The organism is Pseudaeromonas aegiceratis (assembly GCF_046254905.1).
GTDB classification, from domain to species: Bacteria; Pseudomonadota; Gammaproteobacteria; order Enterobacterales; family Aeromonadaceae; genus Pseudaeromonas; species Pseudaeromonas aegiceratis.
This window is the reverse complement of the sequence record NZ_CP158016.1, coordinates 2,380,317-2,402,165: the sequence shown is the minus strand read 5'-3', so window position 1 is coordinate 2,402,165 and position 21,849 is coordinate 2,380,317. Positions and strand designations below refer to the sequence as shown.

Genomic DNA, 21,849 nt, shown 5'->3' with positions numbered 1-21,849 from the left:
TTCAGGCCTCTTGAGTGGTGAGATAGGCCAGGCTCTGGGTCAGCAGCCGGGCCCCTTCGATGGTCATGATGGACTCGGGATGGAACTGGTAGCCCAGCACCTTGTCGGCACGGTGCAGCACCGCCATGGGCATGTCGCGATAGTGGGCGATCACCTCCAGCTCCGCCGGCACATAGGTGGCCACCAGGGAGTGGTAGCGGGCCACCGGCAGGGGCTGGCTTAGACCGGTGAACATCAGCTCGCCGATATGGTCGATGAGGGAGCTCTTGCCGTGGATGATCTCGCCGGCGGAGCCCACTGTGCCGCCGTAGTATTCGCAGATGGCCTGGTGACCCAGGCAGATCCCCAGAATGGGCACCTTGCCCCGGCACAGGCCGATGAGTTCGATCATGCAGCCCGCCTCGTGGGGGGCGCCGGGGCCGGGGGAGAGCACCAGCACGGCATCGTCACAGGCGCTGATCTGCTCGAAGATCGCCTGGGCGGACAGGCTGTTGCGGTAGATGCGCACCGGGTGGCCCAGGGCGCGGAACTGATCCACCAGGTTGTAGGTGAATGAGTCAAAGTTATCCAGTAAAAACAGTGTATTAGCCATGGTTCGCCTCCAGGCTTTCCAGCAGGGACTTCAGGGTCTGGCCGTGGGTCAAGGCGATGGCGTTCAGGACGGCCGCCGCCTTGTTGCGAGTCTCATCCGCTTCGGCCTGGGGCTTGGAATCAAACACCACGCCGGCACCGGCCTGCACATAGGCGCGGCCGTCCTTGACGAAGGCGGAGCGGATCACGATGCAGGTGTCCATGTCGCCCTGGCCGTTGAGGTAGCCCACGGCGCCGCCATAGCTGCCCCGCCGCTTGCCTTCCACCTCACGGATGAGCTCGGAGGCGCGGATCTTGGGGGCGCCGGTCAGGGTGCCCATGTTCATGCAGGCCTGGTAGGCGTGCAGGGCGTCGAGGTCGGCGCGCAGCGTGCCCACCACCCGGGAGACCAGGTGCATCACATGGCTGTAGCGGTCGACATTGAGCAGATCCTTGACGTGACGGGTGCCGGGCTCGCTGATGCGGGCGATGTCGTTGCGGGCCAGGTCCACCAGCATCAGGTGTTCGGCGGTCTCCTTGGCATCCTGGCGCAGATCCAGCTCCAGCCGGCCGTCCAAGTCCAGGTTGATGCTGCCGTCGGGGTTGAGGCCGCGGCGGCGGGTACCGGCGATGGGGTACATCTCCACCTGACGGTTGGCATGGTCGAACTTCACCGAACTCTCGGGGGAGGCGCCAAACAGGGTGAAGGCCTCATCGTTCATGTAGAACATGTAAGGGCTGGGATTGGTGCGCTTGAGCTGACGGTAGGCCAGCAGCGGTGCCGGGCAGGGCAGGCTGAAGCAGCGGGACGGCACCACCTGGAAGATATCCCCCTTGCGGATATGGCCCTTGAGCCGTTCCACGTCGGCGCAGTACTGCTTGTCGCTGCGGTCCACCGTCAGGCCGCCGGTCAGTTGCGGCGCCTGGGGCAGGGCGGGGGCCTGGAAGTGATCGCACTCGGTCTTGAGGCGGTCGAGGCGCGTGGTGAGGCGGGCGGCCTCGGCGGCGTCGCCAAACACCAGGGCGTGCAGATCGGTACGGCCCTGCAGGTGATCGATGTGGATCAGGGTCTCGGCCAGGTAGAAGCAGAAGTCCGGACAGTCATTGTCCGACAGGCTGACCTGGGGCAACTGCTCGTAGTTGGCGATGAGGTCATAGGCGAACAGGCCACCGAGAAACAGCGCCTCGTCCTGGGCCAGCAGCAGGCGCAGGCTGTCCAGCACCGACATGGCCTTCAGCCGGCTGTCTTCATCCTGATTGGCATCGATGGCGGGAAAGGCCATCTCCAGGCGGCCATCCTGTTGCTGACAGTGGACCTCGGCCGGCAGGGCCTGGGCCAGGAAGGCCAGCACGGCCTGGCCGTTGGCATTGGCGGCCTGGGCCTGCACCCGGTTGCCATAGCAGGTGAGGCGCACACAGGCGTCGATGAGCAGCAGGCTCTGGGTGCCGGCCTTGGAGTCGATCTCGGCGGACTCCAGCAGCAGGCTGTTGTCGAAGGGTTGGGTCAAGTGGCTGAACAGGGCCAGGGGGTCGGCCACATGGGCCGCCTGACGGACTTCCAGCTGACGGACGAGGCGGTTCATGATAGCGCCTCCTGTTTGGCGTCTTGGCCGGGTTGGGCATACACAGACATGATGGGGTTCCTTTCTCTGACGATGATGGGCCGCCTTGGGCGGCGCCTGGGGGTCACGCAGGTGACCGATTGGGAGCGGCATGCCGCCATCGCCAGGTCTGCTTGTGGTGTTGTGCTATCATCTCGTCCCTGTTTGTGCAGATAATAAAAAAGCCCGCTGCTTGCAGCGGGCTTTCTTTGGGTAGTCTGTTTGCTTAACTTTGGATGCTTACGCAGCAAGAGCCCCACGCCCGCTTAACTGGGAGTGTGCCACCACCAACCGGTACGACGGGTCAGCTTGCTTGCCATGAGATAACCATCCTGATGCGTTAAAGTGGTAACAGTTAAACGATAACGGCCTGATATTGTCAAGCCTCTTTTTGAGCAGGAAACGCCATGCGCCTCGATCTTCACAGTCACTCCACCGCCTCCGACGGCCACCTCAGCCCAGAAGCCCTGATGCTGCGGGCGGTGGACCAGCAGGTGGATGTGCTGGCCTTGACGGATCACGATACGGTGGCCGGTCTCGACGAGGCCCATGGGGCCATCGCCCGTCACGGCCTGGCCCTGACCCTGATCGATGGCATCGAAATCTCCTGCAGCTGGGAGAATCACGAAATCCACGTGGTGGGGCTGGCGGTGGACCGCCATCATCCGGCACTCCTGGCCTTATGCCAGCGGCAGGCCGAGTCCCGGGAGTGGCGGGCGCGGGAGCTGGATCGCAAGCTGGCCAAGCTGCATATCGAGGGCACCTACGAGGCGGCACGGGCCCTGGCCGGCAGCGGCAGCCTGACCCGGGCCCACTTTGCTCGCCATCTGGTGGCCCTAGGGGTGAGCAAGACGATGCAGAAGGCGTTTGATGTCTACCTTGGGCGGCGGGGCAAGGCCTACGTGCGCCCCCAGTGGGTCAGCCTGGCCGAGGCCTGCCAGGTCATCCACCAGGCTGGCGGGCAAGCTGTACTTGCCCATCCCACGGGGTATAATCTCACCGCCAAATGGATCAAGCGTCTGCTGGCCGACTTCGTGACGGCCGGCGGGGACGCCATGGAAGTGAGCATGGCCCAGCAAAGCCCCCAGGTGCGGGCTAACCTGGGTCAATGGAGCCGGGAGTTTGGCCTGCTGGCCTCGGTCGGTTCGGACTTTCACTTCCCTTCTCATTGGCTGGAGCTGGGCAAACAGCTCTGGTTACCCAAGGAAGCGACCCCGGTGTGGGAGCGCTTTCTCGACGCCGACGCGTCCAATGCATTCCGGGAGGAATCATGAGTCAATATTTTACCCTTCACCCTGAAAACCCCCAGCCGCGTCTCATCAACCAGGCGGTGGCCCTGCTGCGTGATGGCGGCGTGCTGATCTACCCCACGGACTCCGGCTATGCCCTGGGCTGCCAGGTGGGTGACAAGTCCGCCATGGAGCGGATCTGCCGCATCCGCCAGCTGGGGCAGGACCACAACTTCACCTTGCTCTGCAAGGATCTTGCCGAGATCTCCCACTTCGCACGGGTGGACAACCAGGCCTTTCGCCTGATCAAGAACAATACCCCCGGGCCTTACACCTTCATCTTCAAGGCCACCAAGGAAGTGCCCCGTCGGGTGCTCAACGAGAAGAAGAAGACCATAGGCCTGCGGGTGCCGGGGGACAGGATCACCCTGGCCCTGCTGGAGGCCTTGGGGGAACCCATGATGTCCACCTCCCTGATACTGCCGGGGGCCGAGGTGACCGAATCCGACCCTGAGGCGATCCGGGACCACCTGGGCAAGCTGGTGGATCTCATCATCGACGGCGGCAACCTGGGCGAGCAGCCCACCACGGTCGTGGACTTCTCCGACGAGACGCCTGTGGTGGTGCGCCGGGGTGCCGGTGATCCCAGCCGTTTCGAATAATCCTGGCCCGAGGCCGCATCTGACCGGGGGCCTGTGCCCCCCTTTGGAAATATGACCATGAGTGAAAAATTGCAAAAAGTGCTGGCACGGGCCGGCGTGGGTTCCCGTCGCGAGATGGAGACCATCATCAGTGCCGGCCGGGTGAGTGTCGACGGCAAGGTGGCGGTGCTGGGGGACAGAGTGGGCCCGGGTGCCTTGATCCGGGTGGATGGCCACACGGTAAACACCAAGGCCGCCGAGGAGCAGATCTGCCGGGTGCTGGCCTACCACAAGCCCGAAGGCGAGATGTGTACCCGGCACGACCCGGAAGGGCGTCCCACCGTGTTTGACCGCCTGCCCATCCTCAAGGAGGGCCGCTGGATTGCCGTGGGTCGCCTGGACGTCAACACCTCCGGCTTGCTGCTGTTCACCACAGATGGTGAGCTGGCCAACCGCCTGATGCACCCGCGCCACGAGGTGGAGCGGGAATACGCGGTGCGGGTGTTCGGCGAGGTCAACGAGGCCATGCTGCAGCGGCTGCGCCGCGGGGTGCAGCTCGAGGATGGGGAAGGCAAGTTCGACAAGATAGGTCGGGCCGGCGGCGAAGGCATGAACCAGTGGTTCAACGTCACCCTGTGCGAGGGGCGTAACCGGGAGGTGCGCCGCCTGTGGGAGAGCCAGGAGGTGCAGGTGAGCCGGCTGATGCGGATCCGCTACGGCGATATCCAGCTGGATAAGAACGTGCCCCGTGGTGGCTGGAAGGAGCTGGGCCTCGAAGAGGTGAACTACCTGCGCAAGCTGGTGGGCCTGTTGGCCGAGACCGAGACCAAGGTGGCGGTGGACGATCGCAAGGCGCAGTTCAAGCAGAAGGCCCAGATCCGCCGCGCGGTGCGCAAGCACCAGGAGCAGCAGGGGGACAATCGTCAGGCCCATGTGGAGCGCCGCGCCCCCAGCGAGCGGCCCCAGCAGCCGGCCAAGGCGCGCCCCGCCAAGCCGCGGGTCGGCAGCCCGGTGGCGCCCAAGGCGCCCTTGCGCGGCGGCAAGGCCGGTGGTCGTGGTCGGTAAGGAGCGTCCGATGAGCAAGCTATCCAAGGCCGTGGTGGTGTTCAGCGGGGGGCAGGACAGCACCACCTGTCTTATCCAGGCGCTGAGCCGGTACGACGAGGTGCATGCCCTGACCTTCGATTATGGCCAGCGGCACGTCAAAGAGATCGAGGTGGCCCGGCAGATCGCCCAGGAGCTGGGGGTGACGGCCCACAAGGTGATGGATGTCTCCCTGCTGGGTGAATTGGCCGCCTCGGCCCTGACCCGGGCGTCGATCCCGGTGAGCACCCAGCTGCAGGATAACGGCCTGCCCAACACCTTCGTGCCGGGGCGCAACATCGTCTTTCTCACCCTGGCAGGGATCTACGCCTACCAGGTGGGGGCCGAGGTGATCATCACCGGGGTCTGCGAGACCGACTTCTCCGGTTACCCGGACTGCCGCCATGACTTCGTCCAGGCCCTCAACCGGGCCCTGGTGCTGGGGATGGAGCGGCCCTTGACCATACTCACCCCCCTGATGTGGCTGGACAAGGCCCAGACCTGGGCCCTGGCGGACCGCTATGGCCGCCTGGAGTACGTGCGCCACCAGACCCTGACCTGTTACAACGGCGTGGTGGGCGAGGGGTGTGGCGACTGCCCGGCGTGTCAGCTGCGGGCCAGGGGATTGGCCAACTACCTGGCGAACCCCGCCGAGGTGATGGCCAGCCTGGAGGCCAAGCTGGCCCAGACGGAGCCCGTGGCCCAAGGATGAGATGATCGCCATGTCAGGGATGATGACGCTGGATCCGCTGCTCTACTGGGGCATGCTCTGTCTGCTGCTGCTGGAGGGACGTACCTGGTTGGCTTCCCGCCGCCAGCTGCAACTGGGGGCTCAGGTCTGGCCTGGCTTTCAGCGGCGGCGCTATGTGGCGCTGGGGCTGGGATTGGGGGGCCTCTGGCGCCTCTTGTTCCTGCTGTCCCTGGCACCCTGGCTGCTGGTGGCAGGGGAGGCCCAGACCCTGGCGGTGCGGCCCTGGCTGGCCTGGTTGGCGGGGGGCTATCTGCTGCTGCGCGGCGTCAATGGCCTGCTGCGCCTGGATGGCTCCGTCGGGCAGGCCGAGCCGGCCAGCCTGGATTTTCGCCGTGGCCTCTGGCAGGCGGCCTTGTGCAGCCTGCTGTTTGCCGCCCAGAGCGCGGCCCTGGCCATCGGCTTGCTGCGTTCCCCCTGGCCCATCTTGCTGATCTGGGCGCTGGTACCCTTGCTGCTGTGGCGGCTGCCCACGGATCCTTGGCGCTGGCTGGAGGATCACCGTCTGCTGCGCCTGGCCCAGGCCCTGTTGCTGCTGGTGGGGGTGACCCTGCTGGCCGAAGGGCTGGGCACCCCGTTGCCGTTGTTTATCCTCTACTGGCTGTTGACCCTGGTGATGCTGGCAGCCTGGCTGCTGTGGCGCTTTCGCTATGCCGACGACTCGGCCGGATTGCCCTCGGCCGAGGCGAGCGCGGACGAGACGCCCCTGCCGCCCCTGGAGCAGGAGGCCCAGTCCATGCTGGCACGGGTCAGCCAGCTGTCGGATCTGCCGATCCGGGCCATCATGTCGGTGCGCCACGATGTGGAGATGCTGGACCTGAGCGAGCCGCTGGCGGCGGTCCATGCCCAGCTGGCCCGCACCCCCCACTCCCGTCTGGTGGTGATCCGGGAGGGCAACAAGGACGCGCCCCTGGGGATCTTGCGCAAGCGCGATGTGCTGGCGCGGCTGCTGCAAGGTGAACCCCTGGCCCTGGAGGCCCTGGTCAACCCCCATCCCCTCTGCCTGCCGGAGACCTTAAGCGTGCTGGGCGCCTTGGATCAGTTCCGTCAGGCCCGCACTCACATGGCCTTCGTGCTGGATGAGTTCGGCAACTTCGAGGGGCTCATCACCATCCGGGACGTGCTGGAGGAGATCGCCGGCAAGCTGCCGGAGCCGGGGGAAGAGGATCAGGATCTGGTCTGCCTGGGTCCGGGCAGCTATCGGGTGAGTGGCGATTACCTGCTGCAGGAGCTGCAACGGCAGATCGGCTTTCCGGCGCCACCCACCAGCCATTATCACACCCTGGCGGGCTGGCTGCTGGAGCGGTTGCAGCGTCTGCCCAGGCAGGGGGAAGAGCTGTTGTTGGATGGCTGGCAGATCAATGTGTTGCAGCTGAACGCCCACCGGATTGAAACCCTCTGGTTGCGGCGGCAAGATAGCTAGCAGACGAAGGAATCGAGTGGCCCCGCGTGCGGGGCCTTGTTGTGTGTGGCTGCGGGTAGGAGTGGTCATGAAGCAAATGCAAAGGGGGAGCCGGCTCACGGGGCTGTTGTCGCAGGCCGATCAGCAGGGCGGGTTACGGGGCTGGCTGTGTCTGCTGCTGGCGGCGCTGCTGACGCTGCAAAATCCCCTGTGGTACGGCATGGCGCCGGCCTTCGATGCCTCCTTGTTTGCCGTGATGGGCAAGATGTGGGCCGATGGATCCGTGCTCTATCGTGACATGCTGGATATCAAGGGCCCCATGATCTTCGCCCTGGATGCCCTGGGCTATCGCCTGGGGGGCTTTGCCGGCATGGCGGCGCTGGAAACCCTGCTGCTGGCACTGGGACTCTCCAGCGCTTACCGTGGATTGCGGCGTCTGGGCTGCAGCCTGGCGGCCAGCTGGCTGGCGTTGCTGGCCACCCTGGCCCTGTGCGGCTTTCGCTACTACTACGGCAACATGACCGAGGAGTGGAGCCTGGCCCTGGCCCTGCTGGCCTTCGGCGGCTTTGCCGGTCAGTTGCAGGCCGGGCGCTTTGTGCTGGCCCAGGCCTGGTTGCCGGCCCTGACCCTGGGGCTGGTGTTCATGATGCGTCCCAACAACGCCGTGCTCTGGGCCGCCTGGTATGCGGGTCTGGGTTGCTTGTGGCTGGGGCAGGGGGCCTGGCGCCAGGTGTGCTGGCTGGCGCTGAGCGCCCTGGCAGGCCTGTTGCTGGTGGCCTTGCCCTTGCTGGCCTATTTTTGGCAACAGGGGGTCTGGGATAACTTCCTCTTCTATGCCTATGGCGTCTTCTTCGGTCACAGCTATGGCTCGGGTTTCTCCTTGGCGGTGGGGCTGGTTGGTCTGCTGCGTACCGGTTGGTTGCTGCTGCTGCCCTGGGCGGTGTGGGGGCTGTTTAGCCAGGCGCGCGGCGAGCTGCTGAGGCTGCGCGCGGGCCTTTTGTGGGTACTGTTGTGGAGCGCGCTGGCGGGACTGGTGGCCAATTCGGTGTCCGGTCATGTGTATGACCACTACGATGAGCTGATCCTGCCGCTGCTGCCCTTGAGCCTGGCCCTGCTGCTGCACTGGGCCGGTCAAGGTTGGCGCTGGGCCTGGCCTGTGTTGGGGGGCTGGGGGCTGTTCTTGCTCATTCCCCACACCCTGTTCGATTGGACCCGCTTCGAGTGGCCACTGGATAAGGTTGCGCTGCAGATGGGGGTTGCCCTAGGCGGGGCACTCCTGCTGATCCTGGCCGGCTGGCGCTGGCTGCCCGTGGGTGCCCACGGGGCCCAACGGTTGATGGTGGTCATGGCCTGCGTCCTGCCGATCTGCCTGACCGGCTACTCCGCCTACCTGGCCGCTACCGCGGGGCGCCCTTTCAATGCCACGACCTGGCAACAGGTGCAGCAGATCCGCGCCGAGTCGAGTCCAAGCGATACCCTCTGGGTGGAGGGGACAATGCCGCAGTTTTATGTCTGGAGCGAGCGCGCGGCGGCGACGCCCTACCTGTTCTTTGACAACGTTACCCCGGGCTATGACGTGAAGGCCAAGGTGCTGGCGGCGCTGCAGGCCAAGCCGCCGGCCTTTATCCTGGTGCGCGGCAAGAAGCTGGCGCGCTTTCGCGCCGATCCCCATGCCTATTCGACCTCCCAGCAAGCCCTGCTGGCCTACATAGTCACGACCTATGACGAGGTGCAGCCTGGGCTGTTCCGGCGGCGTGAGAGTGGATCTTGATGAATAAATTACGGCGCCCTGGGGCGCCGTAATGGTCTGGAGACGTGCGATTTAAATCGCGGGTCTAGCTTAGGCTGGGGCCTTCGAACACACCGAACTTCTCCATGGCAAAGCCGATGCGCTCCTCCACGCTCAGCTGCACCTTACCCAGCTTGCTGACCGCGCGCACCCTGGGCAGCAGGCCGGAGGCATTGGCGATCTGAATGGACAGACCCGGGCGGGCATTGAGTTCCAGCAGCATGGGGCCACGCTTCTTGTCCAGCACCATGTCGGTGCCCAGATAGCCCAACCCAGACATCTCGTAGCAGCTGGAGGCCAGGGTCAGCAGCTTGTGCCAGTGGGGCACCTGTAGCTCGAACAGATCCTTCTGGGTGTCCGGGTGGTAACGCAGCGGCTCGTTGTACTGCACAGCGCGCACCGCGCGCCCGGTGCGCAGGCAGATCCCCACCCCCACGGCGCCCTGGTGCAGGTTGGCCTTGCCATCGGAGGAGGAGGTGGACAGGCGCATCATGGCCATCACGGGGAAGCCCTTGAACACGATCACCCGGGTGTCTGGCACCCCTTCGAAGGAGTAGCCGTCGAACACATCATCGAAGTTGATGAGATCCTCGACCATCACCAGATCCGGTTTGCCCCCCAGGGAGAAGAGTCCCGCCAGTATGTTGGAGACGTGGCGCTCCAGATCCGCCTGGTTGCAGGCCTGGCCGTTGGGCTTGTAGTAGAGGCCGTCCTCATGGCGCAGGATCACCAGTATCCCCTTGCCACCAGAGCCCCGGGCCGGCTTGATGCAGAAGCCCGGCCAATCCTGGACCATCTTGGTGATGCGTCCCACCTCGTACTGGAAGCTGATGGTGCCGATAAGCTTAGGCACAGTCACCCCGGCATCGATGGCGATGCGTTTGGTCTTGAGCTTGTTATCCACCAGCGGATAGAGGGATCTGGGGTTGTAGCGCCCTATGTAGCCGATATTGCGCTGGTTCATCCCCATGATGCCGAGGCTGGCCAGCTTGAATGGCGAGGTATAACGGTTCCAGAATGCCATCTTATTTCTTCAGCTCATCCACCAGGGGTTTGAAACGCTTCAGCTCGGAGAGCCGATAACCCGTGTAGTTACCCATCAGCAGCACGGTCGCCATCAGCATGAGTTGCAAGCCGAGGAAGTTGAAGGTCAGGTGCTGGATGATGCCGTTGTCCATGGCCAAGTAAGCCAGCACGGCCACCAGCAGGGAGCCACCCCCTTGCTTGACCACCTCCTTGGGACCCTCTTCCTCCCACAGGATGGACATTCGCTCTATGGTCCAGGAGAGGATGATCATGGGGAAGAAGGTGATCTTCATGCCCTGGGTCAGCCCCAGCTTGTAGGTGATGAAGGAGAGGATGCCGATGATACCGATCACCGTGATGATCACCGCCGAGATCCGCGCCACCAGCAAGAGGTTGAGTCGCGATAGATAGGAACGGATGACGAGGCCGACCCCGACGATGGACAGGAAGCCCAGCAAGCCGACGGTCAGATTGGTCTGGATAAAGGCCACGGCGATCAGCACCGGCATGAAGGTGCCCGAGGTCTTGAGGCCGACGATGACCCGCAGGAAGACCACCACCAATACGCCGATGGGCAGCAGCAGTATGCCCTTGAACAGGGCCTGTTCTTCCAGGGGCAGGGCGTCCACCGACAGGTTCAGCAGCTCGGTGTTCTGGAACTTGTCCGACAGGGCGCGGGCCACGGAGACCTGCTTCTTGATGATGGAGAAGGTGACCCGGGAGTTGCTGCCGCCCGTGACATCCAGCAGGGGCACGGACTGGTATTCCCACAGCAGCAGCGGGTTGGCACTGCTGGGCTTGGGCTCGACGCTAAACAGGCGATACTGGTTGCCGTTGGCTGAGAACACCTGCACATAGTTGGTCAGGCTCTGGCGACGGCGACCGTCTTCCAGCGTCAGGGCGCGCACCACCCGGGCCGGCACATTGCTCATGCCCAGCAGATCCACCACCAGCTCGGCCGGGGTCTTGTGTTCCTTGAGCAGCTCCACGTTCAGTTGCTTGTCCTGCAGCTGGCGCAGGATGGCCTGAGTCAGGCTGAAGGGATCGGCGGACTCGGCCTTGGCCTCATCCAGCAGCTGGCGCATGGCGGTCTCGACCGCTTCCTTGAACAGGGGCTTGACCACCTCGGGCGGGGTCAGCAGCACCTTGGCGTAGGGGTCGCTCAACATGTCCGCGCGGTAATAGAGTTCCTGGTGGCCGCGGGCTTCCCGTATGGTCCAGATGGCGCGATTGGCGTTGTCCTTGGTGCCAAAGGTCAGGCCGTAGCCCGGGCTGGCGGCCGCCTGATCGATCAGGGTGTAGCCGTTCTGGGTGCCGGGAATGGCCAGCGAGACGGTGGCCGGGCCACCATCGGCGTCAAATTCTACCTTGGCCTCCAGGGACCAGACGCTTCTGAGTTCACCGGGCAGCCAGGGCACCTCGAAGGCGATGTGCCGATAGAGCATGAGGGCGATGCCGAGCACATACAGGACGATGACGGCGATATAAAAGGGGCGGCGAGAAACCATGAGTGAGGGCCTGTTCCTGGTCTGAGTTAGGATTGGCTAGCGGCGGAGGCCGGCTTGCTCTCTGGTTTGGGTTCAGCAGGCTGCGCCTCGCTCTTGGCTGGGGCCTTGACTACCGGCGCGGCAGCGGACACGGGGTCACTCACCTTGGTGGCCGGGGTCGGCTGGGGCGCTTCTGTCTTGCGTGACTTGGCGGTCACCTCGGTGGCGCCATCGGCCTCGGGCTTGGGCTGTACAAACTCCCGCGCCACGTCCACCACGGCCACGTCCTTGATCAGCTCACGGCCCAGCAGCAAGGAGAAGTCCATCTGGGAGCGATCCTTCAGGTTGAACTCGGCCTGCTCCTTGAGGCTGCCCAACTGGATGGAGAGACGCACGGACGGGCGGCGATCATAATGGTCTGACGAAGACTGACGGATGCGCACGTAGCGCACGAAGGGCGCTTCCATGTCCAGCGTGCCCCCTTCATCCAGCGGCATCTTGAACTTGACCCAGCGGTGGCCATCGCGCTCGAACACCTGGATGTCGGTGGCGCTGATGGAGGAGGTGGCCGCCCCGGTATCCACCCGGCTTTGGAAGGTGCCATGGGCTTCCGCCACATAGACCCATTCGGACTCACCCAGGATCAGCTTGCCATCCGGCGTGGTGAGGCCGGGGTCGCTGAATTTGACGGGGCTTTGCTGACTGGTGGCGGGACGGGACATGGCTTTTACCATCTGGTTGAGGGACTGCTGCTGGCTCAGCAGGCTGCCGATCAGCACCTCGTTGTCTTTTTGCTGTGCCAGCAGACGATCCAGCTGGGCCTGGGTGTTGGCCTGCTGTTGCTGCTGTTGCTGTTGTCCTTGGGTCATCTGGCTGCCCAGCTGCTGTTCGCTGCGCTTGATGTCGGCCTTGACCTCAGTTACTGCCTGATTGGTGAGGTTGGCACAGCCGGTAAGAGAAAGAGTCACGAGCAGGGTTGAGGCAGTCAAGAGTGCGCTGTTCATAGAGTTCGTCAATATTACCATTTCAGGTTTACAACAAATAAGAACTCAGCCGAGGGGGGCTAAAGGCCTTGGGAGTCCGTTCGCTTGGTCGCCAAGATGACGGCCCGTTTAGGGGCCGGATACCCCTCAAGTGTAAGGCTTCGATTATTGGGGTCAAGGAAATCCACGAGGGAGTCATTGCGCATCCAGGGGGTGCTGCGTTGCTCCTCCAGCGTGGTGACACATTCATCCACCACTCGGACTTCTTCGAATCCACATTTTTCCAGCCAGAGGCACAGGGCCGCGCTGCTGGGGAGGAACCAGACGTTACGCATCTGGGCATAGCGATCCGATGGCACCAGCACCTCGTTGGGACCGCCGTCCACCACCAGGGTCTCCAGCACCAGCTCGCCGCCGTCGCGCAGTTGATCCTTCAGCTGCAGCAGGTGATCGATGGGGGAGCGTCTGTGGTAGAGCACCCCCATGGAGAAGACGGTGTCGAAGGCATTGAGGGCCGGCAGGGCCTCTATTCCCAGGGGCAATAGATGGATGCGGGGATCCTGGCCGGCCAGCTGCTTGATGGCGGCAAACTGGCACAGGAACAGCGCCGCCGGATCTATGCCCACCGCCAGCTCGGCCCCTTCCCCCAGCATGCGCCACAGGTGATAGCCGTTGCCGCAGCCCACATCCAGGATGCGCCGACCGGCCAGGGGGGAGAGATGGGGCTTGACCCGTTCCCACTTCCAGTCGGAGCGCCACTCGGTATCCACATGGATGCCGAACAGCTGATAGGGGCCTTTGCGCCAGGGATGAAGGTGCTGCAGCAGATTTTCGAGCTTGGCCCGTTCGCCGGCGCTCAGCTCCTCCGCCAGCCCCAGCTCGACCCGATCGCCAAGGTTGATGTGCTTCGCCTGGTAGCCGGCCAGCTTGGCCAGCACCCGTTGCCAGCGAGGCAGATCGCCGTGGGCCTGTTCGTGTTGCCAGGCGTGCAGCTGGGCGGGCAGGGTGTTGAGCCAGTGGCTCAGCGGGCCCTTGGCGATCAGTTGGTAGAAGCTGGCAAAATCAATCATCTTTGGCTGCCTTGATGGCTACCAGAGAGCCAAAGTTGAAGCACTGGAACCACAGCTCGCCGTGGGCGAAGCCGGCCTCGGCCAGCCGCGCCTTGTGCTGGGCCACGCTGTCGGCGCGCAGCACGTTCTCCAGCAGGGTGCGTTTCTGGCTGATCTCCAGCTCGCTGTAGCCATTGGCCCGCTTGAAGTCCAGGTGCAGATCGATGAGCAGGTCGTTGACCGGTGCGTCTTCGAAGCGGAATTTCTCGCTCAGGATCAGCACGCCACCGGGGCGCATGCCGGCATGGATGCGGCTCAGCAGCGCCAGGCGCTCCTCGGGGGCGACGAACTGCAGGGTGAAGTTGAGCACCACCACGGAGGCATCTTCAATGGGCACCTGGCAGATGTCGGCCTGCAGGATCTCCACCGGCACCTCGGAGCGAAAGGCGGCCAGCTGATCCCGGCAACGGCTCACCATGGCGGCGGAGTTATCGACGCCGATGATCCGGCAACCCGGCGCCGTCAGGTGACGGCGCATCATCAAGGTGGCGGCCCCCAGGGAGCAGCCGAGATCGTAGAGCCGGCTGTTAGGTTGGGCGAAGCGCTCCGTCATCATGCCGATGGCGGAGAGGATGTTGCTGTAACCCGGCACCGAGCGCTGGATCATGTCGGGGAACACTGCGGCTACCCTGTCGTCAAAACAGAAGTCGCCCAGTTGTGCCAAGGGGGCGGCAAAAAGCTGGTCTTTATGCTGCATGCTGGATAAAACTCGAAGCCGAAACGAGACGGGTTGAACAAGCCGTCAGAAACTGGCGGCATGGTAGCAGAATTGCCCGCCGGTGGGCGAAAAATGTGATGGCCGCTGGGCCTTGCCAAGGCCGATGGGGCGGGTGTTATCAAAGCGCCGCTTTTAGCCTATAATGCGGGCCTTTTTGACGTTCAACCTGTTTTCCGGATTTTCATTTCGCCACCATGCCGATCTTCGAATACCAATGTCAGCAGTGCGGCCATCAGGTTGCCAAGTTGCAGAAACTTTCCGATGCCCCGTTGCGCACCTGCCCGTCCTGTGCGGCCGAGGCACTGAGCAAGCTGATCTCCGTACCGGGTTTTCGCCTCAAGGGCAGCGGCTGGTACGAGACCGATTTTAAATCAGGCCCCAAGAAAAACCTGGCTGCCCCCGAGTGCGGTGGTCAGGGGGGATGCGCTGGCTGTCCGGTCGGCGACTAATCGAAGCATTTTAAGGAATACACCATGCGCACCATCTATTGCGGGCAGGTCAATGCCAGTCACGTCGAGCAAACCGTCATCCTGTGCGGCTGGGTTCATCGCCGCCGGGATCTGGGGGGCCTGATCTTCATCGACATGCGGGATCGCGAAGGCATAGTCCAGGTGTTCTTCGATCCGGACAAGCAGGCCGCCTTCGACCTGGCCTACGAGCTGCGCAACGAGTTCTGCATCCAGGTTACCGGGGTGGTGCGGGCCCGTCCCGCCTCCCAGGTCAATGCCGATATGGCCACCGGGGCGGTGGAGGTGTTCGGCCATGAGCTGACCATCATCAACCGCGCCGAGCCGTTGCCGCTGGACTTCAACCAGAACAACAGCGAAGAGCAGCGTCTGAAGTACCGTTACTTGGACTTGCGCCGCCCCGAGATGGCCCAGGTACTCAAGACCCGTGCCCGCATCACCAGCTTCGTGCGCCGCTTCATGGATTCCGAAGGCTTCCTAGACATCGAAACCCCCATGCTCACCAAGGCCACGCCGGAAGGGGCGCGGGACTACCTGGTGCCCAGCCGGGTGCACAAGGGCAAGTTCTACGCCCTGCCGCAATCCCCCCAGCTGTTCAAGCAGCTGCTGATGATGTCTGGCTTCGATCGTTACTACCAGATCGTCAAGTGCTTCCGTGACGAAGACCTGCGGGCCGACCGTCAGCCGGAATTCACCCAGATCGACGTGGAGACCTCCTTCATGAGCGCCGAGCAGGTGCGGGAGAAGATGGAAACCCTGATCCGCGGTCTGTGGCAGGAGGTGGCCGGGGTGGATCTGGGGGATTTCCCTGTGATGACCTTCGACGAGGCCATGCGCCGCTACGGCTCCGACAAGCCGGATCTGCGGGTACCCATGGAACTCGTCGACGTGGCGGATCTGCTCAAGCAGGTGGAGTTTGCCGTGTTCGCCGGTCCCGCCAACGATGCCAAGGGCCGGGTGGCCGCCCTCAAGGTGCCCGGTGGTGCCCAGCTCTCCCGCAAGCAGATCGACGAATACACCAAGTTTGTCTCCATCTATGGCGCCAAGGGGCTGGCCTGGATGAAGGTCAACGAGGCCGCCAAGGGGGCCGACGGGGTGCAATCCCCGGTGGCTAAGTTCTTGAATGACGACATCATCACCGAGATCCTGCGCCGCACCGGCGCCGCCGACGGCGATATCCTGTTCTTCGGTGCCGACAAGGCCAAGGTGGTGGCGGACGCCATGGGCGCCCTGCGCCTCAAGGTGGCCCGGGATCTGGACCTGGTGCAGAAGTGCTGGAAGCCCCTGTGGGTCATCGACTTCCCCATGTTCGAAGAGGATGGCGAAGGCGGCCTGACCGCCATGCACCACCCCTTCACCGCCCCCAGCAACCTGAGCGCCGAGCAGCTCAAGGCCGATCCCCTGGCGGCTTATGCCAATGCCTATGACATGGTGATCAACGGCTACGAGGTGGGCGGCGGTTCCGTGCGTATTCACCAGAACCCCATGCAGCAGGCTGTCTTCACCATCCTGGGGATCGATGAAGCCCAGCAGCAGGAGAAGTTCGGCTTCTTGCTGGATGCCCTCAAGTTCGGTACGCCGCCCCATGCCGGCCTGGCCTTCGGCCTGGACCGTCTGACCATGCTGTTGACCGGCACCGACAACATTCGCGATGTCATCGCCTTCCCCAAGACCACGGCGGCGGCCTGTCTGATGACGGATGCCCCCAGCCTGGCCAACGAGGCGGCGCTGCAGGAGCTGGCGATCCGCACCGTGCCGGTGGAAAAAGCCCCGGCGGAATAAGGCAGAAGCGGCCAGATCTCGGCCGACCCAATTTTACGGCGCGCACGAGCGCGCCAGAGACAAAACTACGGAGAACAGAGTCATGGCAGGTCATAGTAAGTGGGCCAACATCAAACACCGCAAGGCGGCACAGGACGCCAAGCGGGGCAAGATTTTCACCAAGCTGATCCGTGAGATCACCACCTCAGCCCGTATCGGCGATCCGGATCCATCCGCCAACCCGCGCCTGCGGGCCGCGGTGGCCGAGGCGCTGTCCAACAACATGACCCGCGACACCATCAACCGCGCCATCCAGCGTGGCGCCGGCGGTGGTGATGGGGCCGAACTGGAAACCATCATCTACGAAGGCTACGGTCCGGCCGGTACCGCCGTCATGGTGGAGTGCATGACCGACAACCGTAACCGTACCGTGTCCGAAGTGCGTCACGCCTTCAGCAAGTGCGGTGGCAACCTGGGGACCGATGGCTCCGTCTCCTACCTGTTCACCAAGAAGGGCCTGATCGCCTTCGCCGAAGGGGATGAGGATCAGCTCATGGAGCTGGCGATTGAAGCCGGTGCCGATGACGTGGTGGCCGACACCGATGGTTCCATCGAGGTGTACACCACCCCCAACGATTTCGGTACCGTGCTGGATGCCCTGGAAGCGGCCGGCCTCAAGCCCGAGAGCGCCTCCGTCACCATGATTGCCTCCACCGAGGCCGATCTGGATGCCGAGACTGCGCCCAAGCTGCTGCGTCTCATCGACATGCTGGAAGACCTGGACGACGTCCAGGAGGTGTACCACAACGGTGCCATCTCCGACGAAGTGGCCGCCGGTCTGTAATGCCAGGCGGTGGCCTGCCGCAGATCTTGTCGGCTTGGCCGCCAGCTAGGCAATGAGCAATAAAGAGGGAGCTGCGGCTCCCTTTTTTATCGTGCCGTTGGGTAGGGTGATAAGGTGATGCCAATCGAGGTGGTGAGATGAGCATTATTTTGGGCATAGATCCGGGCTCCCGGATCACCGGCTACGGAGTGATCCGTGCCCAGGGTAGCCGGGTGGAGTATCTGGGCTCAGGCTGTATCCGCACCAGCGGCGAGAGCCTGGCCCCCAAACTCAAGCAGATCTATGACGGGGTGAGCGAGATCATCACCCAGTTTCGCCCGGAGCGCTTTGCCATCGAGCAGGTGTTTCTGGCCCGCAATCCGGACTCGGCCCTCAAGCTGGGCCAGGCCCGCGGCAGCGCCATCGTCGCGGCGGTCAATCAGGGGCTGGAGGTGGCCGAATACAGTGCCCGCCAGGTGAAGCTGGCGGTGGTGGGGGGCGGCGGTGCCGAGAAGACCCAGGTGCAGCACATGGTGACCCAGCTGCTGAAATTGCCCGGCACGCCTCAGGCGGATGCGGCGGACGCCCTGGCGGTGGCCCTCTGCCATGCCCATACCCTGCAGAGCCTGATCAGCGCCGCGGGGCGGGGCAACCAGGTCACCGGCAGCCGGGGTGGCCGCTGGCGTTGAAGATCTGGATATAGATACAGTTATTTATTATGCTAGCCGGCAACTAATCCCGGGGAGAGACAACGCATGATAGGGCGTCTGAGCGGCATCATAGTAGAGAAGCAACCACCGGAGATCCTGCTGGATGTCGGGGGCGTGGGCTATGAGCTGCAGCTGCCCATGACCTGTTTCTACGAACTGCCGGCGGTGGGCCAACCGGTGACCCTGTTTACCCACTTCGTGGTGCGAGAGGATGCCCAGCTGCTCTACGGCTTCAACCATAAGCAGGAGCGCAGCCTGTTCCGTGAGCTGCTCAAGGCCAACGGTGTCGGTCCCAAGCTGGCGCTGGCCATTCTCTCCGGCATGTCCGCCAAGCAGTTTGTCCAGGCGGTGGAGCGGGAAGAGATCGGCAGTCTCATCAAGCTGCCCGGGGTGGGCAAGAAGACCGCTGAGCGCCTGGTCATCGAGATGCGGGATCGCTTGAAGGGCTGGGGGGAGGGTGCCCTGTTCACCCCCTATACCGATGCGGCCCCGCTGGATACGCCTGCTGGCAGCAACAACGAAGATGAGGCGGTGGCAGCCCTCATCGCCCTGGGCTACAAACCTGCCCAGGCGTCTCAGGTGGTGAGCAAGGTGGCCAAACCCGAGATGTCGGTGGAAAACCTCATCCGCGATGCCCTGCGCAGCCTGGTCTAAGGAGTTCTCATGATCGAAGCCGATCGTCTGCTGGCCCCGGCGGCCAAACAGGAAGAGGAGTGGCTGGATAGGGCCATTCGTCCCAAGCTGCTGGCGGATTACCGCGGTCAGGATCCGGTCCGTGATCAGATGGAGCTCTTCATCGCGGCCGCCAAGCGGCGCGGCGAAGCCCTGGACCACCTGCTGATCTTCGGCCCGCCCGGTCTCGGCAAGACCACCCTGGCCAATATCGTGGCCAACGAGATGGGGGTCAACATCAAGACCACCTCGGGCCCAGTGCTGGAGAAGGCGGGTGATCTGGCGGCCATGCTCACCAACCTGGAAGCCAACGATGTGCTGTTCATCGATGAGATCCATCGCCTGAGCCCGGTGGTGGAGGAGGTGCTCTATCCCGCGATGGAGGATTATCAGCTGGACATCATGATAGGTGAGGGGCCGGCGGCCCGCTCCATCAAGCTGGAGCTGCCGCCCTTCACCCTGATCGGTGCCACCACCCGGGCCGGCTCCCTGACCTCGCCGCTGCGGGATCGGTTCGGCATCGTCCAGCGGCTTGAGTTTTATCAGGTTGCGGATTTGGCTGACATAGTGTTGCGCAGCGCCCGTTGCCTTGGGCTGTCCATGGATGAGGCGGGGGCATTCGAGATCGCCCGGCGCGCCCGTGGTACGCCACGGATCGCCAACCGCCTGCTGCGCCGGGTGCGGGACTACGCCGAGATCAAGGCCGATGGGCACATCGGTGATTTGGTTGCCTCCCAGGCGTTGGATATGCTGGATGTGGATCACCAGGGCTTCGACTTCATGGATCGCAAGCTGTTGCTGGCCATTATCGACAAGTTTATGGGCGGACCCGTGGGGCTGGACAACTTGGCGGCGGCCATCGGCGAAGAAAAAGAGACCATCGAAGATGTGCTGGAGCCGTTTCTTATCCAGCAGGGCTTCTTGCAACGTACCCCCCGCGGCCGGATTGCCACCGCCCGTGCCTACCAGCATTTCGGTCTGCAGCGTGACGGCGAGGCGTGAGCCTGCCGTCGGCTGCGCCAGATCACAATTGCGAACAATTCTGTTTTATTTTTTCAGATAAGCTTTCTTTTTATATGGGCATGTTGCCGACTTTCTTGGCCGCTGGTCGGGGTGTCGATAACAGAGCTCTGCGCAAAAAACATCCGACTGTCACACAAGATAGATAAAAATGGCCGCTACAGCTGGCATATGCTGTTGAAGGGACGCAAAATTCAGGGGTGCGCCAATGGTTTAGCTTAGGTTCAGGCTTGTTGCCAGTTTGGTGCCTGAAGTGGTATAAACATTCATGTTTAATACAGGTTTCTGCTTCAACTGTTGTAATTTTGTTGCATTTGATCGCGCTATGTTAGGAGGTTGCCCAAAGGCAGCCTTTTAAGCATTTATCGCATGGTCTTCTGCTAAGGATTGGCTCGGCCCGGCTGGGTGGCGCCGAATCGTCGAAATCGGTGAGGAAACATCATGATTAATGAACTTGTGGTCGATCTGTCGCGGATCCAGTTTGCCGCGACAGCCCTCTATCACTTTTTGTTCGTACCCTTGACGATCGGGATGACCTTCATCCTGGCGATCATGGAATCCGTCTATGTGATGACCAACAACCCTATCTACAAGGACATGACCAAGTTCTGGGGTAAGCTGTTCGGCATCAACTTCGCCTTGGGGGTAACCACAGGGCTGACCATGGAGTTCCAGTTCGGTACTAACTGGTCCTACTACTCCCACTATGTGGGCGACATCTTCGGCGCGCCCTTGGCCATAGAAGGCCTGATGGCCTTCTTCCTGGAGTCCACCTTCGTCGGCATGTTCTTCTTCGGCTGGGATCGGATGAGCAAGGTACAGCACCTGGCCTCCACCTGGCTGATGGCCATAGGTACCAACCTCTCTGCCCTGTGGATCCTGGTGGCCAACGGCTGGATGCAGTTCCCCACCGGTTCTGAGTTCAACTATGAAACCATGCGCATGGAGATGGTCAGCTTCGCGGATCTGATCTTCAGCCCCGTGGCACAGGTGAAGTTCGTGCACACTGTGGCGGCGGGTTACACCTGTGGTGCCATGTTTGTGCTGGGGATCTCCTCCTACTATCTGCTGATGAAGCGGGATGTACCCTTTGCCCGCCGTTCCTTCGCCATTGCCGCCGCCTTTGGTATGGCGTCCATCCTCTCCGTCATCGTGCTGGGGGATGAGTCTGGCTATGAGCTGGGGGATGTGCAGAAGGCCAAGCTGGCCGCCATTGAATCGCAATGGGAAACCCATCCGGCGCCGGCGCCGTTCACCCTGTTTGGTCTGCCCAGCCAGGAGGCCCAGGAGACCAAGTTTGCGGTAGAGATCCCCTATATGATGGGTATCGTCGCCACTCGCTCCCTGGATGGAGAGGTCACCGGTCTCAAGGATCTGATGAAGGAGCACGAGGGGCGTATCCGCAACGGTATGCAGGCCTATGCGCTGCTGCAGCAGCTGCAAGCCGGCGACAAGTCCGATGAACTGCGTAGCCAGTTCGAGCAGGTGAAGTCCGATCTGGGCTATGGTCTGCTGCTCAAGCGTTATGCACCCAATGTGGTGGACGCCGACGAGGCGCAGATCCAGCAGGCGGTGAAAGACAGCATTCCACCGGTGGCGCCTCTGTTCTGGACCTTCCGCGCCATGGTGGGAGCCGGCATGTTGATGCTGCTGCTGATCGCGGTGGCCTTCTATGACAGTACCCGTCACCGGATCGGTGACCGCAAGTGGCTGCACAAGGCGCTCTTGTGGGGCATTCCCTTGCCCTGGATCGCCATCGAATGTGGCTGGATGGTGGCCGAATTCGGTCGTCAACCCTGGACCATCGCCGAGGTGTTGCCCACCTTCATGTCCACCTCCACCCTGAGTGCGGGGAACCTGTGGTTCTCCCTCATAGGTATCTGTGCCTTCTATACGGTACTGCTGGTGGTGGAAATGTACCTGATGTTCAAGTTTGCGCGCCGTGGCCCCAGCAGCCTGAAGACCGGCAAGTACCACTTTGAGCAACTGAGCGCTTAAGGGAGACGCAGC

20 protein-coding genes are annotated in these 21,849 nt (G+C 63.0%); 13 read left to right on the top strand and 7 right to left on the bottom strand.

The features are described from left to right. Nucleotide 1: 1 nt before the first annotated feature. Together ABHF91_RS11320 and ABHF91_RS11315 are read right to left on the bottom strand one after the other, a co-directional pair. Nucleotides 2-592 (bottom strand): aminodeoxychorismate/anthranilate synthase component II, encoded by a 591-nt coding sequence (locus ABHF91_RS11320; RefSeq protein WP_409420388.1) that lies wholly within the window; start codon nucleotides 590-592, stop codon nucleotides 2-4. Then, entirely contained in the window at nucleotides 585-2,153 is a 1,569-nt protein-coding gene (locus ABHF91_RS11315) for an anthranilate synthase component 1 (protein ID WP_409420387.1), read from the bottom strand. Before ABHF91_RS11315 ends, ABHF91_RS11320 begins: the two co-directional genes overlap by 8 nt. 425 nt (nucleotides 2,154-2,578) lie before the next feature. On the opposite strand from ABHF91_RS11315, the gene rnm reads away from it, so the two are divergent. The 6 genes from rnm to ABHF91_RS11285 all read left to right on the top strand — a co-directional run bounded on the left by rnm (nucleotide 2,579) and on the right by ABHF91_RS11285 (nucleotide 9,045). Further along, on the top strand, nucleotides 2,579-3,445 hold the full coding sequence (gene rnm / locus ABHF91_RS11310; protein ID WP_409420386.1) for an RNase RNM: 867 nt from the start codon (nucleotides 2,579-2,581) through the stop codon (nucleotides 3,443-3,445). Then, on the top strand, nucleotides 3,442-4,062 hold the full coding sequence (locus tag ABHF91_RS11305; RefSeq protein ID WP_409420385.1) for an L-threonylcarbamoyladenylate synthase: 621 nt from the start codon (nucleotides 3,442-3,444) through the stop codon (nucleotides 4,060-4,062). The genes rnm and ABHF91_RS11305 overlap by 4 nt, the downstream gene beginning before the upstream one ends. A gap of 57 nt (nucleotides 4,063-4,119) precedes the next feature. Further along, entirely contained in the window at nucleotides 4,120-5,106 is a 987-nt protein-coding gene (gene rluB, locus ABHF91_RS11300) for a 23S rRNA pseudouridine(2605) synthase RluB (RefSeq protein WP_409420384.1), read from the top strand. Between the two features lie 10 nt (nucleotides 5,107-5,116). Further along, a complete protein-coding gene (gene queC / locus ABHF91_RS11295; RefSeq protein ID WP_409420383.1) occupies nucleotides 5,117-5,836 on the top strand; it encodes a 7-cyano-7-deazaguanine synthase QueC in 720 nt (239 codons plus the stop codon). A 1-nt stretch (nucleotide 5,837) separates the two neighbouring features. Further along, nucleotides 5,838-7,295, top strand: a complete 1,458-nt coding sequence (locus ABHF91_RS11290; RefSeq protein ID WP_409420382.1) for a transporter associated domain-containing protein — start codon at nucleotides 5,838-5,840, stop codon at nucleotides 7,293-7,295. A 67-nt stretch (nucleotides 7,296-7,362) separates the two neighbouring features. Then, complete coding sequence (locus tag ABHF91_RS11285; protein WP_409420381.1) at nucleotides 7,363-9,045, top strand: hypothetical protein; 1,683 nt, start codon at nucleotides 7,363-7,365, stop codon at nucleotides 9,043-9,045. A gap of 64 nt (nucleotides 9,046-9,109) precedes the next feature. Here the strand turns inward: ABHF91_RS11285 and ABHF91_RS11280 are convergent, their stop codons facing one another. The 5 genes from ABHF91_RS11280 to cmoA form a co-directional block, all read right to left on the bottom strand. Then, on the bottom strand, nucleotides 9,110-10,087 hold the full coding sequence (locus ABHF91_RS11280) for an alpha-L-glutamate ligase-like protein (protein WP_409420380.1): 978 nt from the start codon (nucleotides 10,085-10,087) through the stop codon (nucleotides 9,110-9,112). A 1-nt stretch (nucleotide 10,088) separates the two neighbouring features. Continuing rightward, nucleotides 10,089-11,597 (bottom strand): inactive transglutaminase family protein, encoded by a 1,509-nt coding sequence (locus ABHF91_RS11275; protein ID WP_409420379.1) that lies wholly within the window; start codon nucleotides 11,595-11,597, stop codon nucleotides 10,089-10,091. A gap of 26 nt (nucleotides 11,598-11,623) precedes the next feature. Beyond that, the gene (locus ABHF91_RS11270; protein ID WP_409420378.1) at nucleotides 11,624-12,544 is read right to left on the bottom strand and encodes an ATP-dependent zinc protease; all 921 of its coding nucleotides are present in this window, start codon (nucleotides 12,542-12,544) and stop codon (nucleotides 11,624-11,626) included. 95 nt (nucleotides 12,545-12,639) lie between these two features. Further along, nucleotides 12,640-13,629, bottom strand: a complete 990-nt coding sequence (cmoB, locus tag ABHF91_RS11265) for a tRNA 5-methoxyuridine(34)/uridine 5-oxyacetic acid(34) synthase CmoB (RefSeq protein WP_409420377.1) — start codon at nucleotides 13,627-13,629, stop codon at nucleotides 12,640-12,642. After that, on the bottom strand, nucleotides 13,622-14,365 hold the full coding sequence (gene cmoA, locus ABHF91_RS11260; protein WP_409420376.1) for a carboxy-S-adenosyl-L-methionine synthase CmoA: 744 nt from the start codon (nucleotides 14,363-14,365) through the stop codon (nucleotides 13,622-13,624). Before cmoA ends, cmoB begins: the two co-directional genes overlap by 8 nt. A gap of 215 nt (nucleotides 14,366-14,580) precedes the next feature. On the opposite strand from cmoA, the gene ABHF91_RS11255 reads away from it, so the two are divergent. From ABHF91_RS11255 to ABHF91_RS11225, 7 genes are all read left to right on the top strand, one after another. Beyond that, on the top strand, nucleotides 14,581-14,835 hold the full coding sequence (locus ABHF91_RS11255) for an FmdB family zinc ribbon protein (RefSeq protein ID WP_409420375.1): 255 nt from the start codon (nucleotides 14,581-14,583) through the stop codon (nucleotides 14,833-14,835). 24 nt (nucleotides 14,836-14,859) lie between these two features. Beyond that, nucleotides 14,860-16,635 carry an aspartate--tRNA ligase gene (gene aspS, locus ABHF91_RS11250; RefSeq protein WP_409420374.1) on the top strand — a complete coding sequence of 592 codons (1,776 nt, stop codon included), beginning with the start codon at nucleotides 14,860-14,862 and terminating at the stop codon, nucleotides 16,633-16,635. An 82-nt stretch (nucleotides 16,636-16,717) separates the two neighbouring features. After that, nucleotides 16,718-17,458 (top strand): YebC/PmpR family DNA-binding transcriptional regulator, encoded by a 741-nt coding sequence (locus ABHF91_RS11245; protein ID WP_409420373.1) that lies wholly within the window; start codon nucleotides 16,718-16,720, stop codon nucleotides 17,456-17,458. Between the two features lie 137 nt (nucleotides 17,459-17,595). Then, nucleotides 17,596-18,126 carry a crossover junction endodeoxyribonuclease RuvC gene (gene ruvC / locus ABHF91_RS11240; RefSeq protein ID WP_409420372.1) on the top strand — a complete coding sequence of 177 codons (531 nt, stop codon included), beginning with the start codon at nucleotides 17,596-17,598 and terminating at the stop codon, nucleotides 18,124-18,126. A 66-nt stretch (nucleotides 18,127-18,192) separates the two neighbouring features. Beyond that, a complete protein-coding gene (ruvA, locus tag ABHF91_RS11235) occupies nucleotides 18,193-18,801 on the top strand; it encodes a Holliday junction branch migration protein RuvA (RefSeq protein WP_409420371.1) in 609 nt (202 codons plus the stop codon). A gap of 9 nt (nucleotides 18,802-18,810) precedes the next feature. Then, nucleotides 18,811-19,821, top strand: coding sequence for a Holliday junction branch migration DNA helicase RuvB (ruvB, locus tag ABHF91_RS11230; RefSeq protein ID WP_409420370.1), 1,011 nt, complete (start codon nucleotides 18,811-18,813; stop codon nucleotides 19,819-19,821). Nucleotides 19,822-20,280: 459 nt separating this feature from the next. After that, nucleotides 20,281-21,837 carry a cytochrome ubiquinol oxidase subunit I gene (locus ABHF91_RS11225; protein ID WP_409420369.1) on the top strand — a complete coding sequence of 519 codons (1,557 nt, stop codon included), beginning with the start codon at nucleotides 20,281-20,283 and terminating at the stop codon, nucleotides 21,835-21,837. The last annotated feature ends 12 nt before the right edge of the window (nucleotides 21,838-21,849 follow it).

Excerpts from the sequence above, each read along its gene's own strand:
- ABHF91_RS11320 (WP_409420388.1), bottom strand. The coding sequence starts at position 592 with ATGGCTAATACACTGTTTTTACTGGATAACTTTGACTCATTCACCTAC.
- ABHF91_RS11315 (WP_409420387.1), bottom strand. The coding sequence starts at position 2,153 with ATGAACCGCCTCGTCCGTCAGCTGGAAGTCCGTCAGGCGGCCCATGTG.
- rnm (WP_409420386.1), top strand. The coding sequence starts at position 2,579 with ATGCGCCTCGATCTTCACAGTCACTCCACCGCCTCCGACGGCCACCTC.
- ABHF91_RS11305 (WP_409420385.1), top strand. The coding sequence starts at position 3,442 with ATGAGTCAATATTTTACCCTTCACCCTGAAAACCCCCAGCCGCGTCTC.
- rluB (WP_409420384.1), top strand. The coding sequence starts at position 4,120 with ATGAGTGAAAAATTGCAAAAAGTGCTGGCACGGGCCGGCGTGGGTTCC.
- queC (WP_409420383.1), top strand. The coding sequence starts at position 5,117 with ATGAGCAAGCTATCCAAGGCCGTGGTGGTGTTCAGCGGGGGGCAGGAC.
- ABHF91_RS11290 (WP_409420382.1), top strand. The coding sequence starts at position 5,838 with ATGATCGCCATGTCAGGGATGATGACGCTGGATCCGCTGCTCTACTGG.
- ABHF91_RS11285 (WP_409420381.1), top strand. The coding sequence starts at position 7,363 with ATGAAGCAAATGCAAAGGGGGAGCCGGCTCACGGGGCTGTTGTCGCAG.
- ABHF91_RS11280 (WP_409420380.1), bottom strand. The coding sequence starts at position 10,087 with ATGGCATTCTGGAACCGTTATACCTCGCCATTCAAGCTGGCCAGCCTC.
- ABHF91_RS11275 (WP_409420379.1), bottom strand. The coding sequence starts at position 11,597 with ATGGTTTCTCGCCGCCCCTTTTATATCGCCGTCATCGTCCTGTATGTG.
- cmoB (WP_409420377.1), bottom strand. The coding sequence starts at position 13,629 with ATGATTGATTTTGCCAGCTTCTACCAACTGATCGCCAAGGGCCCGCTG.
- cmoA (WP_409420376.1), bottom strand. The coding sequence starts at position 14,365 with ATGCAGCATAAAGACCAGCTTTTTGCCGCCCCCTTGGCACAACTGGGC.
- ABHF91_RS11255 (WP_409420375.1), top strand. The coding sequence starts at position 14,581 with ATGCCGATCTTCGAATACCAATGTCAGCAGTGCGGCCATCAGGTTGCC.
- aspS (WP_409420374.1), top strand. The coding sequence starts at position 14,860 with ATGCGCACCATCTATTGCGGGCAGGTCAATGCCAGTCACGTCGAGCAA.
- ABHF91_RS11245 (WP_409420373.1), top strand. The coding sequence starts at position 16,718 with ATGGCAGGTCATAGTAAGTGGGCCAACATCAAACACCGCAAGGCGGCA.
- ruvC (WP_409420372.1), top strand. The coding sequence starts at position 17,596 with ATGAGCATTATTTTGGGCATAGATCCGGGCTCCCGGATCACCGGCTAC.
- ruvA (WP_409420371.1), top strand. The coding sequence starts at position 18,193 with ATGATAGGGCGTCTGAGCGGCATCATAGTAGAGAAGCAACCACCGGAG.
- ruvB (WP_409420370.1), top strand. The coding sequence starts at position 18,811 with ATGATCGAAGCCGATCGTCTGCTGGCCCCGGCGGCCAAACAGGAAGAG.
- ABHF91_RS11225 (WP_409420369.1), top strand. The coding sequence starts at position 20,281 with ATGATTAATGAACTTGTGGTCGATCTGTCGCGGATCCAGTTTGCCGCG.